Here is a 15,833-nt window from a genome sequence, read left to right as displayed (position 1 = left end):
ATGAAGAAAGTTGGTTTTTTTCAATCTATTCATTTAAAATTTGTACTCATATATATGCTATTAATATTAATAGCTATGCAAGTTATTGGGGTATATTTCGTAAGGGAGTTAGAAAAGAGTCTTGTACAGGGCTTTAGGGATTCTTTAACGCAGCAAACGAACTTATTAGCGTATAACTTGAAACAAGAGTTTAAAAAAAGTCATACAAAAGCAGAAACAGAATCAACAGATGAAACGATTAAAAATTCAATTCGAAAATTTGCCTCTGATCGAAAGAAAGATATCCAAGAGGTAAGAGTATTTGATTCGAATAGAAAGTTACTTGCTATTTCAGATGAGTCAAAGCAAAACAAGGTAAATAGAACATCAACTGATATAGCTGTTCAGCGGGTATTGGTACAGAAAAAGCCAGAAGTGAAAATTGAGAAGGATGGTCGTACAGGCCATCGTGTACAAGTTATGCTTACGCCTATTATAGATGATAACGGCAAAGATGCACTTGGTGTTATTTACATTGTTGCATCTATGGAAGATGTCTATAAACAGATGAAGGATATTAATCAAATTTTTGCGACTGGAACTGTTATTGCATTACTCGTAACAGCTGTACTTGGAATTTTGTTAGCTCAAACGATTACGAGACCAATCTCAGATATGCGAAGACAAGCGATTGAAATGGCAAAAGGGAATTATTCAAGAAAAGTAAAAGTGCATAGCCATGATGAAATTGGACAATTAGCATTATCTTTCAATAATTTATCAAAAAAATTACAACAAGCTCGTTCTTCAACGGAAAGTGAAAGACGTAAATTATCATCCGTTTTATCACATATGACAGATGGAGTGATTGCTACTGACCGAAAAGGGGACATTATTTTATTAAATGATCCTGCGGAAAAGATGCTAAATGTTTCGCGTGAAACGGCGCTCGATCAATCTGTTTTAGAAGTATTAGGGATACAAGAAGAGTTTACGCTCGATCATTTATACGAAGAGCCTGATTCTGTTTTGTTAGATTTTAGTACGAGAAATGAACCATATATTTTACGTGCTAGTTTCTCTGTTATTCAAAAAGAGACAGGGAAAGCAAATGGTTTAATAGCCGTATTATATGACGTAACTGAGCAGGAGCGTATAGAAAGGGAACGCCGTGAGTTTGTAGCAAACGTTTCCCATGAATTAAGAACGCCATTAACAACGATGCGTAGTTACTTAGAGGCACTTACGGATGGCGCGTGGCAAGATCCGAATATTGCACCGCAATTTTTAACAGTTACACAAGAAGAAACTGAAAGAATGATTAGACTTGTAAATGCGTTATTGCAACTTTCTAAACTCGATAGTACAGAGCATCGTTTAATGAAAGAATGGGTCGACTTTACTGACTTCTTTAATAACATTATTGATCGTTTTGAAATGTCTAAAGAGCAAAACGTAAGTTTTAAACGATCTTTCTCTAAGAAATCCCGATTTATTGATATGGATACGGATAAAATTACGCAAGTTTTGTATAACATTATTTCGAATGCATTAAAGTATTCACCAGAAGGTGGAACAGTAACATATCGCTTACGTGATCGCGGGGAATTATTAGAGATTAGTGTAAGTGACCAAGGAATGGGTATTCCAAAAGAAAACGTCGATAAAATCTTTGAACGTTTTTATCGCGTAGATAAAGCACGTTCAAGACAAATGGGTGGTACAGGACTTGGATTAGCAATTGCGAAAGAAATGATTGAGGCACATGGTGGTTCGATTTGGGCAAAGAGTGAGGAAGGAAAAGGGACAACTATTTACTTCACATTGCCAATGGCAGCGGATGAAGAGGACGATTGGGAATGAGTATGGAAAATGTTAAAACGATAGTTTTAATTAATTTAGTTGTAATTAGTCTATTTCTTACTTTTAACTTATGGACGTATGTGCCAGATTCCACGTCCATGCAAAACGCAAAATTTGTGCAGGGGAATGAAGGAACTACTCAAACTAAAATCGCTGATGTTGTCCGCCCTACTTCTATCATCGTGCATAAAGATAAAAATCATTACGGGAGCAAAAGAGAGGGAGATATAGAATCAATCTATAAACCTTTGGAAGCAGGGGAATTATATGATTTCAAAGAGATATCGATTGCTAAAGCTGATTTCCTTTCTTATGTGCATGGTGAAGGGAAAATTGAACTTATTTTTCCTACCAACATCCCATTTGATGCAGTTAAATCTATGTTTAATATGAAAGCAAAAAGTATAGATAAACCTAAACATTTTAATCGGATTATTCTTGACCCGTCTAGAAGTAGAGATCAAGAAATTAAAATTAATTTTGTTTCTGATGGTGATAACTCTAGAATATATGAAGCAAAATTAAGTGGTGTGTATTTAAAAGATATTGTAAATGCACAAAATCAATTTATAGTATCGGCAAAACCTTATTTTGACTATCAAATTAATGATATGAAAAAGCTATTTTTACCAGATGGAACGACAGAATTAAGTAATATAACATATATTTCATCTAATTTAGCGGTGGATACATTTAAGAATGCCCTTTTTAGTGACCCACGTTATTTAAGCCCTATTACTGAGAAATCAAAAGAAACATTTACAGATGGTATTAGGTCCATGGAGATTGAAAACGATCAGCATATGTTAAAGTATAAAAATTCTTCTGTTTCAAGTGAGAAAACGACAGATAATTTAATGCTTTTACAAAAAAGCTTTGATTTTGTAAATGGTCACAGTGGGAGTTTGAATTCATATCGTTTGGACTATATGAATAAAGGACAGACGGTATTCCGTTTACACGAAGATGGATACTCCGTATTCAATACAGATGGATTAGCTGAACTGAGACAAGTATGGGGATCAGAAGAAGTAATGGAATATGAAAGACCGTTGTTGTCTTTAAATACGAAAGGCATAGAACAGAAGGTTACTCTTCCATCAGGTCACGTTGTAATAGCATCCTTAGAAAATAATGCCGCGGTAGATAAACGATTCATTAAAGACGTTGGTATTGGATACAAATTATCACTAGATGGGCAGGTAGCTCGACTACAGCCAATTTGGTATGTAAAGTTTGTTGAAGATGAAGCTGGCAAACAAAAAATATATGAGTGGAGTGAGGGAGGACTAAATGGATTGGGATCGGATTAAAACCATATTTATTGTGACCTTTTTTGTTTTGGACCTCTTTCTCATTTTTCAATTCATTCAAAAGCAAGATAGTAATCAATTGGAGCTTATTGCAGAAACAAAGATAGATCAAGAATTAAAAGCAAACAAAATTACTATGGGTAATTTCCCTAAAGAACCGAAAAAAGAGTCATTTATTAGAGCGGAAAACAAGGCATTTAAAGAAGAAGATGTACAGTCTTTAAAGAATCAAACGGCGCATATACAAAATATGTACAAGATAGAAAGTAAGCTAAAAGAGCCCTTTTTAAATACAAAATCATTATCTAAAGATAAGTATAGTGATTTTTTGAAGAACTATGTATTGGATGGACAAAAGTATGAGTATGGGGCGATGAAAGACTCCAAAATTTACTTCTTCCAAAAATATAAAGATAAGCCTATTTTCTATAACGATCAGGCAATGATTGTTGTGGACTTAAATGAAAAAAATGAACTTGTGTCGTACACGCAGACGATGCTAACTGATTTAAAAGAAATGGGCGAAAGTGAAAAAACGAAACAGCAAGAAATTATTACTGCCCAAACGGCTTTAGAAAATCTGTATTTAAAAAATAAAGTTCATGGGAATACACATGTAAAAGAAGCACAAATTGGTTATGCGACCCTTACCGCATCTACTTCTAATAATCAAGTGCTCGCTCCAACATGGAATTTAAAAACGGAGCAGAAGCAGGACTTCTTTGTAAATGCAATTGAAGGACAAATTATGGAATTAGGGGAAAGGGAAAATCAAGTGTTTGATGAACATACTGGAGTGAGAAAGAATGGGTTTGCACTTTAGCGTACTTGCAAGTGGAAGTACAGGGAATATGCTATATGTAGGAACAGATGAAAAAAAATTACTTGTCGATGCAGGTTTAAGTGGTAAAGCAACAGAGGCTTTATTTAAACAGGCAGAACTAAATATAAATGATGTATCAGGTATTCTTGTAACACATGAACATAGTGATCATATTAAAGGTTTAGGTGTATTGGCACGTAAATATGATTTACCTATTTATGCAAATGAGAAAACATGGAATGCAATGGAACATTTAATAGGAAATATCCCAACTGAGCAAAAGTTTATTTTCTCAGTTGGGGATGTGAAAACATTCGGTGATATTGAGGTTGAATCATTTGGAGTTTCTCATGATGCGGCAGAGCCGATGTTCTATGCTTTTCATAACAATAATAGAAAGTTAGCCCTTATTACAGATACGGGATACGTGAGTGACCGTATGAAAGGTGTGATTAAGGGGGCTAATGCTTTCGTGTTTGAAAGTAATCATGACGTGGAAATGCTTCGTATGGGACGTTATCCGTGGAGTATTAAGCGACGTATTTTAAGTGATGTGGGGCACGTTTGTAATGAAGACGCTGCATTAGCGATGGCAGATGTAATTACAGATGAGACAAAACATATTTATTTAGCCCATTTAAGTTTAGATAATAACATGAAGGAACTAGCGCGTATGTCAGTATCACAAGTGTTAGAGGAAAAAGGGTTCGGAGTAGGAGAAGCCTTTGAAATCCATGATACAGATCCAAAAATGCCTACAAAAATTCAATACGTATAATTCTTCATTTTAGTAAACAATAAAGGTGAATATAGTTGTTTTCAGGAAGATGGGTGAACAAATATGTCCTTTATTGATGAAGAAAATTATCGTATGAAACGTGCAGGGAAAAAGAAGCATAAAGGTATTGTTATTTCTAGCATAGCAGGAACAATTGTAGGAGCTTCGTTATTTGCATTTGGAGCTCCTTTATTTGCAAATGATGGGGGCGCGCTTCCGCAAGCTGAAGCAAGTGGAAGTAATATGGCCGAAGCTCAAGGAATTAAACAGATTAGCTTTGTTGATGCTGTTGATCGTGCATCTGAAGCTGTTGTTGGTGTTATTAATATTCAACGAGATAATTTTTCAGAGGCAGATTCAGAAGCTGGTACAGGATCGGGTGTAATTTATAAAAAAGCAGATGGCCAAGCTTATATTGTAACGAATAATCATGTTGTTGCTGGAGCAAATCGTATTGAAGTAAGTTTAAGTGATGGTAAGAAGGTTCCGGGAAAAGTATTAGGAACCGATGTAGTCACAGATTTGGCTGTACTAGAAATAGATGCAAAGCATGTGAAAAAAATAATTGAGATTGGCGATTCTAATACTGTTCGTAGAGGAGAACCGGTCATTGCGATTGGAAACCCACTCGGGCTGCAATTTTCTGGAACCGTCACACAAGGCATTATTTCGGCTAAGGAACGTATTGTTCCTGTAGATTTGGATCAAGATGGACATTACGATTGGCAAGTAGAAGTATTGCAAACAGACGCAGCAATTAATCCAGGTAATAGTGGTGGTGCGCTTGTAAATGCGGCAGGTCAATTAATTGGCATTAACTCAATGAAAATTGCAGCAAAAGAAGTAGAAGGAATTGGGCTAGCTATTCCAGTTACTAGAGCTGTTCCAATTATGAATGAATTAGAGAAGTACGGAAAAGTAAGGAGACCGTATATTGGAATTGAACTTAGATCGTTAAATGAGATTCCAAATTACCATTGGGCAAAAACATTGCATCTACCAGGCAATGTAACAGAGGGAGTTTGCATTTTAGATGTGAAAAGTCCTTCGCCGGGTGTAGATGCTGGTTTACGAGAACACGATGTGATTGTAGCAGTAGATGGAAAACCGGTTCGCGATATTATCGGATTCCGTACGGCCTTATATGATAAAAAAATTAATGATAAAATGACTCTTACGTTTTATCGTGGTACAAAACGAGCAACAACAACGGTTAAACTAGGCATTCAAAAGTATTAAAAACAGGAGGGCCTACCTCCTGTTTTCTATTGTAGAAAAGTGAGGTGAAGAATATGAATTTACCTTGTTGTTTAGAGCATGTTGAGTTAGCTTTAGATATTATTGTGGATGAGTGTGAAGTCGCGCCGGTTATCAACAATGTGGATAACTCAAAAAAAGAGAAAAAAACATGTGAATTTTGTCAAAACGAGGCGACATATGTTGTATCGAACACAGATTCTCACACAATATGTGGGTAACATTTGTGGATATGTGGATAAGTCCTGTGGATAACGTGTTTGTAAGGTGGGGAATAAATGTGAATATCTCGATTATTTCAATTGGGAAATTAAAAGAAAAGTACTTAAAACAAGGTATAGCAGAATATTTAAAACGATTATCTTCTTACGCAAAAGTAGAAGTAATTGAATTGCCAGATGAAAAGGCACCAGAAAATTTAAGTGAAGCAGAAATGTTAATTGTAAAAGAAAAAGAAGGTATACGTATACTGGATAAAATTTCTGATGATACGCATGTGATTGCGTTAGCGATAGAAGGAAAGCAAAAATCATCAGAAGAATTTGCAGTAAGCTTAGATCGTCTTGCTACATATGGAAAGAGTAAAGTTGCCTTTGTAATTGGAGGATCACTTGGACTAAGTTCAGAAGTAATGAAGCGCTCAAATGAATCTCTTTCTTTTTCAAAGATGACATTACCACACCAATTAATGCGATTAGTATTGCTTGAGCAAGTGTATAGGGCATTTCGTATTAATCGTGGTGAACCGTATCATAAATAGTAATAGTACATTCAAACGGCTACAGATGTGGCCGTTTTCTATATTTCATAATATGTAATAGGGGAACTGTATGAAGCCAAAACAACTACTAAGTTTACATATAGAAAAATTTTTAGTGGATGAACTAGAAAGATGGGGCTTTCGTTATGCTAAGAGTGTACCTAAATTTTCTCGTAAACAAGGTGACTTTGAACTAAACTTTAGCTTTCCGCTCAGTACATGGAAATCTGAAAATTATTGTGAGTTTTGGACTATGTGGGATGTTACGTCAAAAAAGTATGCAAAATGGTATAAAGACCAATGGGGAGATAGACCAGTCAATGATGCAATAGCTGGAGATGCAGAGTGGAATATTCCAGGATGGAAAGGGAAGGCCCAGTACTGGAAGCTCACGAATTCAGAATGTGATAAAACGGAATTTAGTGTGTTTGTAGGGAATGTAATGAATATTGGGATTCCCTATTATTCGCAAATTGATGATTGGAATACTGCGGCAGAGTATGCTACAAGAAGTCCGATTATTTTTTATGAAAAAGTATGTGATTTTTATATGATGTCAGGGCAAGAAGAGAAAGCGAAAGAAATCCTTGAGAGAGGTATTCAAGAGATTAAAGATAGAAAACATGATAGTTATATGCAACTTCTGGAAATTAAAAAGAGGTTAAAGAAGTATTTTATGTAGTAAACTTTTATTTCCTGAAATAAGTATGTTTCTATTTCTAAAAAAGTGTGATGTAATATGAAGAGGAAAAAAGTATAAGTAGTCATAGAAGTGAGGAATTAAAGGTGAAGAAGTTTAAAAAGTTTTACTTGGAGATTACGAGTGTATGTAATCTTGCGTGCAGCTTTTGTCCGCCGACGGAAAGGCAGAAGCAATTCATTTCTGTGGAGGATTTTGCGAAAAGATTAGACCAAATTAAACCTCACACAGACTACATTTATTTGCACGTGAAGGGTGAGCCATTGCTCCATCCAAAAATAGATCAATTGTTAGATTTAAGCCATGAAAAAGGGTTTAAAGTTAATATTACAACGAACGGAACGTTAATTAATAAGAGAAGGCATAGACTGTTAAATAAACCTGCGTTAAGACAAATGAATTTTTCACTGCACAGTTTTGATGGACATCCAGGTTCGCAAGATAAAGAGGGTTATGTAAGAAGTATACTTTCCTTTATTAGAGAGGCGACAAGTCAATCGGATTTAATTGTTTCACTACGGTTATGGAATTTAACTCAGGATAATAAAACGAATGCTGAAATCCAGAAAAATAGAGATTTATTATCCATCATTGAAAATGAGTTTGGTCTATCTTATCAAATCGAAGAGAAGCTTACACCAGGAAAAGGTATAAAAATTGCGGAACGTGTCTTTATTAATCAAGACTATGAATTCCAGTGGCCGGCATTACATGAAGAAGAGGATGATGGAAAAGGATTCTGTCATGGTCTTCGAAATCAAGCAGGTATTTTAGCGAACGGAACGGTTATTCCTTGTTGTTTAGATGGTGAGGGGATTATTAACCTTGGGAATATTAATAATGACTCATTTTCTAATATTATAGAAGGTGAAAGAGCAACAAATATTGTCGATGGATTTTCGAAAAGAGTTGCAGTCGAAGAGCTATGCAGGAAATGTGGATACCGTAAAAGATTTGGAAAATAAATATGAAACAAGCCCTCATAAAGCGAGGGCTTATTTTTTATTCTTGATAAGAGCGTTCTAATTCATCAATTAAGGAACCAACGTAAGAAACAGCTTTACGGATTGCATCTGGTTTTGACATATCTACTCCGGCATGTTTCATTAATTCAAGTGGTTTCATTGTACCACCAGCGCGAAGTACATCTAACCAGCGATTAACGGCAGGTTGCCCTTCCTCTTTAATCATTTGAGCTACCGCAGTAGATGCAGTGAGGCCTGCGGAATAGGTGTAAGAATATAAGCCCATATAGTAATGAGGTTGACGCATCCAAGTTAAGCCAGCGCCTTCGTCAATTTCTACAGAATTTCCCCAGAATGTAGAAAGTACATTTGTTTTTATTTCAGTTAAAGTTGTAGCTGTAAGTGCTCCGCCTTCTTCTGCCAGCGTGTATACTCTTCTTTGATATTCTCCCTCAAGTAAGTGAGTAACGAAGTTATGATAATATGTGCCGAGTAGTTGCAGAATTACCCATCTACGCATTCTCTTATCGTCAGTTGTCGCTAATAAATGCTGGGCTAATAGTAATTCGTTCATCGTAGATGGTGCTTCAACGAAGTACATAGATGGACGTACATTCATAATACGCTGGTTTTTATTTGCTAAATAAAAATGACCAGCATGCCCAAATTCATGGGCTAATGTGAAGCATCCACGCATCGTATTTTGCCATGTAATTAAAATGTATGGATGGGAACCATATGGACTTGAACAAAATGCCCCTGTTGATTTCCCTACATTATCTGCAAGATCGACCCATCTCTCTTTAAATCCTTTTTCGATAATGGAACCATATTCATCGCCCAATACTTGTAAAGAGTCTTGAATGAGTTTTCCAGCCTCTTCGTATGTGATGGTTGGATTAAATTCAGGATCTAAAGGCGCATGTAAGTCGCAGAACAGCATTTGATCGAGTCCTAATACTGTCTTTTTTAAATCTGCAAAACGGCGCATATGAGGCGCTAATTCTTTATAAATGATATCAAGTTGATTGTTATACATTTCAAGTGGAACTTTTTGAGGTTCTAAAAGCATATGAGTAACAGATTCAAATTTGCGTAAACGAGAGAGTGTTACTTGTTTTTTTACTTCAGTCGCATATGTTGTTGCCACTGTATTTTTATATCGTTTCAAGGTGGAGACAAATGATGAGTATGCTTGTCTACGTATGTCTGCGCTTGGAGAGAACTCATATTTGCTTTCAAATAATGCAAATGATACAGGGAGTTCGTTTCCTTGTTCATCTTGTATGGAGGTAAAATCCATATCGGCTAATTTAGTCATACCGTAAATTTTGTATGGAGAATTATGTACTTCGCCAAGTGCAGCAAGGGCTTCTTCTGTTTCAGGAGAGAGCGTGTGCTGCCTTTTTTTGAGTATGTCTAGTAATGATTTACGGAAAGGTTCGAGTTTTGTTTCTTCTTGTAAATACTTTTCAATTGTTCCTTCATCGAATGAGAGGATTTCATTATGGATAAAGGATAGTGCAGTATGTACTTTCGTCCATAAAGCAGAAATTTTGGAAGAGTTCGCTTGAATAACTGGATTTGTACGATCAGTTGATTCTTTTAAATTTGCATAGGAGTATAGTTTTGTTAACTTCATTAAAAGCTCTTCTTCTAAAAGTAGGCAATGTAATAAGGTAGTGGGGCTAGTATGTAATTGTCCTTTAAACGCATCAAGTTTTTTTATATTGTCTGTTAATACACGTAATGCAGTTTCCCAATCTTTATCAGATTCGAATAAATCAGAGAGGTCCCATGTTAGTTCAGTAGGGACTTCTGCGCGAATATGGCGTTTCTCAATTACATTTTTCATTTGTTATATCCCCCTCATTATAAGTATCTAAAAACATGATACTAGAAAATTCAGTAAAATGAAAAGATTTTATATTTCTATATATGAAAAGAAGGACAAGCATAAAAATGCTTGTCCTTCGAGTTAAATTTTAAAATTAATATACTTTATCACCGTTGAAAATAGAGTTTTTCACGACTACATAATCTACAGTACGAATTGAATCTAATTTTGTTCCACCAGCATAAGAGATAGAAGATTGAAGATCTTGTTCCATTTCGATTAAAGTATCTTCTAAAGAACCTTTATGCTCAACGAACATTTTCTTACCTTCAACGTTTTTCTTCTCGCCTTTTTGGAATTCAGAAGCTGAACCGAAGTACTCTTTATAAAGTTTGCCGTCTTTTTCGATTGTTTCCCCTGGAGACTCTTCATGACCAGCGAATAGAGAACCGACCATAACCATAGTCGCCCCAAATCGAATAGATTTAGCTACGTCGCCGTGTGTACGAATACCACCGTCAGCGATAATTGGCTTACTTGCAGCTTTTGCGCACCAGCGAAGTGCAGCTAGTTGCCAGCCACCAGTACCAAAGCCTGTTTTAATTTTAGTAATACAAACTTTACCAGGTCCAATACCAACTTTTGTTGCGTCAGCACCAGCGTTTTCTAATTCTCTTACCGCTTCTGGAGTTCCAACGTTTCCAGCAATAACGAAGCTTTCTGGTAAATGCTTTTTAATATGTTGAATCATGTTGATTACAGCATTAGAATGGCCGTGTGCAATATCAATCGTGATGTATTCAGGTGTAAGCTGTTCAGCAGCTAATTGTTGTACGAATTCATACTCGTCCTCTTTTACACCAACGCTAATAGAAGCGATTAATCCACGTGATTGCATATCTCTAATGAATGAGATACGTTTCTCTGGTTGGAAACGATGCATGATATAGAAGTAATTGTTTTCAGCTAAATAAGTTGCGATTCTTTCATCGATAATCGTTTGCATATTTGCAGGTACGACAGGTAATTTAAATTTATGTTTACCTAAAGTGACAGTTGTATCACATTCAGAGCGGCTGTTTACAATACATTTTGCAGGAATTAATTGAATATCTTCATAGTCGAATACGTTTTCCATCATTTACACCCCTAAAATACGAATATTTTATTCAGTTTGTTTAAAAATGTTCGTCCAAAAGATAATTTACATTATTTTCACTCATAAGTCAAAGGTTTTCATGTTTATATTTAAAAATTAAAATTTAGCCGCCTATGTTGTAAGTTCATATAACTAAAATGTGTTTAAACATAGCATTATTTGATGTAAAATTATGTTTGGAAAAGAAAAGTTAAATAGGTAAATTTAGGAGGGCTGTTAATGAAGCGCTTAGTATATATGGATTGGTTGCGTGTATTAGCAACAATCGCAGTGGTTACAATTCACGTTTCTGCTGGTTATGTTTCTATGTTAGATGCAAATAACGTATCACGCTGGATGGCTGGTAACTTATTTGAATCGATTTCACGTGCGAGTGTCCCGATTTTTGTGATGATTAGTGGAGCCTTATTGTTAAAAGGAACGAAAGATATTTCAGTCGGGGAATTTTTACAGAAGCGTGCAAGTAAAGTGATTATACCTTTTGTAGCTTGGAGCGCTATATTTTATGCATATGGAGCATATGCAGGATATTTCCCGGCATCTTTAAAGCAAGGGATAAAGCATTTTTTAACGGATACTATTGGTGGACATTTATGGTTCTTATACATGATTGTAGGGATATATTTAATTACACCTTTACTGAAAATATTTGTGAAGAATGCTAAAAAAAGAGAGATAGAGTACTTTTTAATTTTATGGCTATATGCGTCTGTTGTAGTCAATTTAGTGAAATATTATTATCCTATCAACTTTAACATTGAATTATTTTACGTTACAAATTATGTAGGGTATTTCTTACTTGGTTATTATTTATCTAATTACGATATTTCAAAAAAATGGAGAAATATTTCTTACGTTGGAGGACTTGTAGGGTTTATTAGTACATTCTTTATTACATATTACTATACAGTAAAAGCAAATGGACAGTTAGAGCAGTTTTGGTACGGATATTTCGCACCAGGTGTTGTACTGATGGCAATTGGATTATTTGTATTTTTCAAATATGCTTTCCAAAAGTCAGAACGAGAATTACCATTGTTATTCCGTTTTATAAATCAAGCAAGCCTTGGAATCTATATTCTTCACTTCTTCTTGTTAAATAACTTGTTGTACATGGTTTTCCCTAAGGTAAATGAGCGTGTACATGCAATATTGGCAATACCTATTAATGTAACGATTACAATTGTTCTTAGTCTGATAATCACGTTAGTATTGCAAAGAATACCAGTTGTGAAAAAATTAGTTCCGTAAAAAATGAATATAGTATAGAAGGGGCAGACTTATTATTAAGGCTGCCCTTTCCTATTTTAAAGTTATACTTAGATAAATTTAGATTGAAACGAATTGAAAACAGTGGATTAATATAGTATCTTACTATAGTCTAAAGTGAGGTATGAAGAACATAATAGGTTAAATATAAAAATCAAATGAGGTTAATATATGAGTAAAAAAAGCTTTAGTAATTATGCATTAAGTAAAGAAGTAAGACGAGCACTTACTGGTTTAGGATATGAGCATCCAACAGAAGTGCAAGGAGAGGTTATTCCAGTTGCATTGCAAAAGAAGGATCTTGTTGTAAAGTCGCAAACGGGAAGTGGAAAAACGGCTTCGTTCGGAATACCACTTTGTGAAATGGTAGAGTGGGAAGAGAATAAACCACAAGCATTAGTTTTAACACCAACGAGGGAACTTGCTGTTCAAGTGAAAGAAGATATTACGAATATAGGACGATTCAAAAGAATTAAAGCTGCTGCAATTTATGGTAAATCTCCATTTGCACGTCAAAAATTAGAGTTAAAGCAAAAGACGCATATTGTAGTGGGGACCCCAGGACGTGTGTTGGATCATATTGAAAAAGGGACCCTTTCTTTAGAGCGATTGAAATATTTAGTGATTGATGAAGCAGATGAAATGCTAAATATGGGCTTTATTGATCAAGTAGAGGCAATTATTGATGAATTACCTACAAAAAGAATGACAATGCTATTTTCAGCAACCCTACCGAAAGACGTTGAAAAGTTATCTCGTACATATATGAATGCACCAACTCATATTGAAATTAAAGCAGCTGGGATTACAACAGATAAAATCGAACATACCCTTTTTGAAGTTAGGGAAGAAGAGAAGCTTTCACTTCTTAAGGATGTAACTATGATTGAAAATCCAGACAGTTGTATTATTTTTTGTCGTACACAAGAAAACGTAGACCATGTATATAGACAGCTAAAACGAGTTAATTATCCTTGTGACAAAATACACGGTGGTATGGTACAGGAAGATCGTTTTGAAGTTATGGATGATTTTAGAAAAGGAAAGTTCCGTTATTTAGTAGCAACTGATGTAGCTGCGAGAGGAATTGATATTGATAATATTACACATGTTATTAATTACGATATTCCATTAGAAAAAGAAAGCTATGTGCACCGTACTGGAAGAACAGGAAGAGCTGGTAATAATGGAAAAGCTATTACATTTATAACGCCTTATGAAAATAGATTTTTAGAAGAGATTGAGGAGTATATCGGATTTGAAATTCCAAAGGAACTGGCACCTTCAAAAGAAGAAGTTATAAAAGGGAAAGCAGTATTTGAAGAAAAGATATATGCTAAACCAATTATAAAGAAAGATAAAAATGCAGACCTAAACAAAGGCATTATGAAATTGTACTTTAATGGCGGAAAGAAAAAGAAAATTAGGGCGGTAGATTTTGTTGGTACAATTGCTAAAATTCAAGGTGTTTCTGCTGATGATATAGGTATTATTACAATACAAGATAATGTTTCGTATGTTGAAATATTAAACGGAAAAGGGCCACTTGTTTTAAAGGTTATGAGAAATACAACGATAAAAGGTAAACAATTAAAAGTTCATGAAGCAATTAAATAAATGAAAATATCCACTTTAAAGGTGGATATTTTTTTGAGGATTACTTATAGAGCGGACAATTTGAATGGACTTTAACTAATACGTGATTGACGATTATTTTTTTGTATGTTAGTATTTTCATTTAATTTTTTCTACCATTGAATGGGGAAATTGTTAATTCATTTAGGGGTATATTTCTATATAAGTAAATCAATTTTTAATTTAATTGTTGTAAGCTATAAAAAGTAAGGACGGTGTTTATTAAATGAATTTTACTCAAGATAGGTGGAGTTTGAAATGGCTTCATTTTTATTTGATTGTAGTAGTTGTTGCATCTCTGTTATTACGTATATATTTAGCATTTCATTTAGAAGGATATGAACGAGATCAACTATTTTTTGTGGATTGGATGAATACGGTAGGTAAATATGGATTAGGTGATGTGTATGCACATGGAGATTTAGTAAACTACCCGCCGTTTTTCTTAGCTCTTTTAGGTATTTATGGAGTAATATTGTCATTTTTTAATATATACGTGGATGCTGCTGGTGTTTTAATTCGAGTCCCATCCATTGTATTTGAAGTAGTAGCTATAATTATTTTTGCTATAGTTTCTAAAAGGATAGACAATTCGATTATGAGAGCAGCATTAGTAACATTTTTTGCATTTAGCCCAGCGGTTATAGTGGATGGGACTATTTGGGGTCAAGTAGATATGCTACATAGTATATTGATGGTTAGTTCTATTTTATTACTAATGTCTAAGCCAACTTGGTCTGGTGCTATTTACGCTATAGCATTACTAGCTAAATTCCAATCAATCGTAATTGCGCCTGTGTTTGCTATGTATTTCTTAAAAATCATTTGGGAAAAAAAAGAGGGCAAGCAATTAACCAAATTTGTAATCGGGTTCTGTATTCCTTTATTAATATTCGGCCTGTATTTCGCAGCGCATGGAACATTTATCACGATGTTAAAACAAGCATATTTAAATGCGGTGGGTACATTCCCAACAGTAACTGTATTTGCTATGAATATTTGGTATTACGCGATTGGTACGGATCCTAATACAGTGGATACTATTCAAATTTTACCGCATATTACATTGAAAACAGTTGGATTAATACTCTTGTCTATTGCGGCGGCATTAACTTGTTTATATGTCTTTTTCCATCGTCAGATGAATACGGCAGTTCTATTAAAAGCAGCGACTTTTATAAGTTTTGCGTTCTTTATGTTACCTACGCAAATGCATGAGAGATATGCTTTCCCAGCATTAGTATTTGTCATCTTTTTACTGATATATGAAATGAAGTGGACAGGAATAGCACTAGGATTAACGTTAACAATCTTTTTAAATATAGTAATGGTTCTGTATGCGGGATCTAATACGAATATGGGAATGTTCATTGTTATTATTAATGTTTTCATTTTCTACGCTATGTGTAAATTATTAGTAAAAGAGTATTATGATCGCTTTGAATTGCTAATAAAGAAACAGTAAAAATTATAATTTTAAGGGGAGGTACATTTT

General features: G+C 34.7%; 14 protein-coding genes. 12 read left to right on the top strand and 2 right to left on the bottom strand.

Annotation, left to right across the window (positions count from 1 at the left end; translation table 11 throughout):
* The 9 genes from walK (at position 1) to KZZ19_RS26745 (ending at position 8,438) form a co-directional block, all read left to right on the top strand.
* The gene (walK, locus tag KZZ19_RS26785; protein WP_088098603.1) at positions 1–1,842 is read left to right on the top strand and encodes a cell wall metabolism sensor histidine kinase WalK; all 1,842 of its coding nucleotides are present in this window, start codon (positions 1–3) and stop codon (positions 1,840–1,842) included.
* Positions 1,839–3,155 (top strand): YycH family regulatory protein, encoded by a 1,317-nt coding sequence (locus KZZ19_RS26780; protein WP_237982526.1) that lies wholly within the window; start codon positions 1,839–1,841, stop codon positions 3,153–3,155. The genes walK and KZZ19_RS26780 overlap by 4 nt, the downstream gene beginning before the upstream one ends.
* Entirely contained in the window at positions 3,136–3,978 is an 843-nt protein-coding gene (locus tag KZZ19_RS26775) for a two-component system regulatory protein YycI (RefSeq protein WP_237982525.1), read from the top strand. Before KZZ19_RS26780 ends, KZZ19_RS26775 begins: the two co-directional genes overlap by 20 nt.
* A complete protein-coding gene (locus KZZ19_RS26770) occupies positions 3,962–4,756 on the top strand; it encodes an MBL fold metallo-hydrolase (protein WP_237982524.1) in 795 nt (264 codons plus the stop codon). Before KZZ19_RS26775 ends, KZZ19_RS26770 begins: the two co-directional genes overlap by 17 nt.
* A 63-nt stretch (positions 4,757–4,819) precedes the next feature.
* Complete coding sequence (locus KZZ19_RS26765; RefSeq protein WP_088098600.1) at positions 4,820–5,995, top strand: S1C family serine protease; 1,176 nt, start codon at positions 4,820–4,822, stop codon at positions 5,993–5,995.
* Positions 5,996–6,048: 53 nt separating this feature from the next.
* On the top strand, positions 6,049–6,234 hold the full coding sequence (locus tag KZZ19_RS26760; RefSeq protein ID WP_002183021.1) for a CxxH/CxxC protein: 186 nt from the start codon (positions 6,049–6,051) through the stop codon (positions 6,232–6,234).
* A gap of 59 nt (positions 6,235–6,293) precedes the next feature.
* A complete protein-coding gene (gene rlmH / locus KZZ19_RS26755; RefSeq protein WP_237982523.1) occupies positions 6,294–6,773 on the top strand; it encodes a 23S rRNA (pseudouridine(1915)-N(3))-methyltransferase RlmH in 480 nt (159 codons plus the stop codon).
* A 70-nt stretch (positions 6,774–6,843) separates the two neighbouring features.
* A complete protein-coding gene (locus tag KZZ19_RS26750; protein ID WP_237982522.1) occupies positions 6,844–7,455 on the top strand; it encodes a hypothetical protein in 612 nt (203 codons plus the stop codon).
* A 104-nt stretch (positions 7,456–7,559) separates the two neighbouring features.
* Entirely contained in the window at positions 7,560–8,438 is an 879-nt protein-coding gene (locus KZZ19_RS26745) for a radical SAM/SPASM domain-containing protein (RefSeq protein ID WP_000713629.1), read from the top strand.
* Between the two features lie 37 nt (positions 8,439–8,475).
* Here the strand turns inward: KZZ19_RS26745 and pepF are convergent, their stop codons facing one another.
* Both pepF and guaC read right to left on the bottom strand, forming a co-directional pair.
* Complete coding sequence (pepF, locus tag KZZ19_RS26740) at positions 8,476–10,293, bottom strand: oligoendopeptidase F (protein WP_237982521.1); 1,818 nt, start codon at positions 10,291–10,293, stop codon at positions 8,476–8,478.
* Positions 10,294–10,429: 136 nt separating this feature from the next.
* A complete protein-coding gene (guaC, locus tag KZZ19_RS26735; protein ID WP_087983463.1) occupies positions 10,430–11,413 on the bottom strand; it encodes a GMP reductase in 984 nt (327 codons plus the stop codon).
* A gap of 240 nt (positions 11,414–11,653) precedes the next feature.
* Between guaC and KZZ19_RS26730 the strand changes: the two genes are divergently transcribed.
* From KZZ19_RS26730 to KZZ19_RS26720, 3 genes are all read left to right on the top strand, one after another.
* Positions 11,654–12,685: an acyltransferase gene (locus tag KZZ19_RS26730; RefSeq protein WP_237982520.1), complete on the top strand. Its 1,032-nt coding sequence runs from the start codon at positions 11,654–11,656 to the stop codon at positions 12,683–12,685.
* 189 nt (positions 12,686–12,874) lie between these two features.
* Positions 12,875–14,320, top strand: a complete 1,446-nt coding sequence (gene dbpA, locus KZZ19_RS26725) for an ATP-dependent RNA helicase DbpA (protein ID WP_088098596.1) — start codon at positions 12,875–12,877, stop codon at positions 14,318–14,320.
* Positions 14,321–14,564: 244 nt separating this feature from the next.
* Positions 14,565–15,803 (top strand): hypothetical protein, encoded by a 1,239-nt coding sequence (locus KZZ19_RS26720; protein WP_237982818.1) that lies wholly within the window; start codon positions 14,565–14,567, stop codon positions 15,801–15,803.
* The last annotated feature ends 30 nt before the right edge of the window (positions 15,804–15,833 follow it).

The sequence above is a fragment of the Bacillus thuringiensis genome (assembly GCF_022095615.2).
In the GTDB taxonomy this organism is placed as follows: domain Bacteria; phylum Bacillota; class Bacilli; order Bacillales; family Bacillaceae_G; genus Bacillus_A; species Bacillus_A cereus_AG.
The sequence above is the reverse complement of the archived record's forward strand: the minus strand, read 5'-3'. Positions and strand labels throughout refer to the sequence as shown.

Excerpts from the sequence above, each read along its gene's own strand:
- walK (WP_088098603.1), top strand. The coding sequence starts at position 1 with ATGAAGAAAGTTGGTTTTTTTCAATCTATTCATTTAAAATTTGTACTC.
- KZZ19_RS26780 (WP_237982526.1), top strand. The coding sequence starts at position 1,839 with ATGAGTATGGAAAATGTTAAAACGATAGTTTTAATTAATTTAGTTGTA.
- KZZ19_RS26775 (WP_237982525.1), top strand. The coding sequence starts at position 3,136 with ATGGATTGGGATCGGATTAAAACCATATTTATTGTGACCTTTTTTGTT.
- KZZ19_RS26770 (WP_237982524.1), top strand. The coding sequence starts at position 3,962 with ATGGGTTTGCACTTTAGCGTACTTGCAAGTGGAAGTACAGGGAATATG.
- KZZ19_RS26765 (WP_088098600.1), top strand. The coding sequence starts at position 4,820 with ATGTCCTTTATTGATGAAGAAAATTATCGTATGAAACGTGCAGGGAAA.
- KZZ19_RS26760 (WP_002183021.1), top strand. The coding sequence starts at position 6,049 with ATGAATTTACCTTGTTGTTTAGAGCATGTTGAGTTAGCTTTAGATATT.
- KZZ19_RS26750 (WP_237982522.1), top strand. The coding sequence starts at position 6,844 with ATGAAGCCAAAACAACTACTAAGTTTACATATAGAAAAATTTTTAGTG.
- pepF (WP_237982521.1), bottom strand. The coding sequence starts at position 10,293 with ATGAAAAATGTAATTGAGAAACGCCATATTCGCGCAGAAGTCCCTACT.
- guaC (WP_087983463.1), bottom strand. The coding sequence starts at position 11,413 with ATGGAAAACGTATTCGACTATGAAGATATTCAATTAATTCCTGCAAAA.
- KZZ19_RS26730 (WP_237982520.1), top strand. The coding sequence starts at position 11,654 with ATGAAGCGCTTAGTATATATGGATTGGTTGCGTGTATTAGCAACAATC.
- dbpA (WP_088098596.1), top strand. The coding sequence starts at position 12,875 with ATGAGTAAAAAAAGCTTTAGTAATTATGCATTAAGTAAAGAAGTAAGA.
- KZZ19_RS26720 (WP_237982818.1), top strand. The coding sequence starts at position 14,565 with ATGAATTTTACTCAAGATAGGTGGAGTTTGAAATGGCTTCATTTTTAT.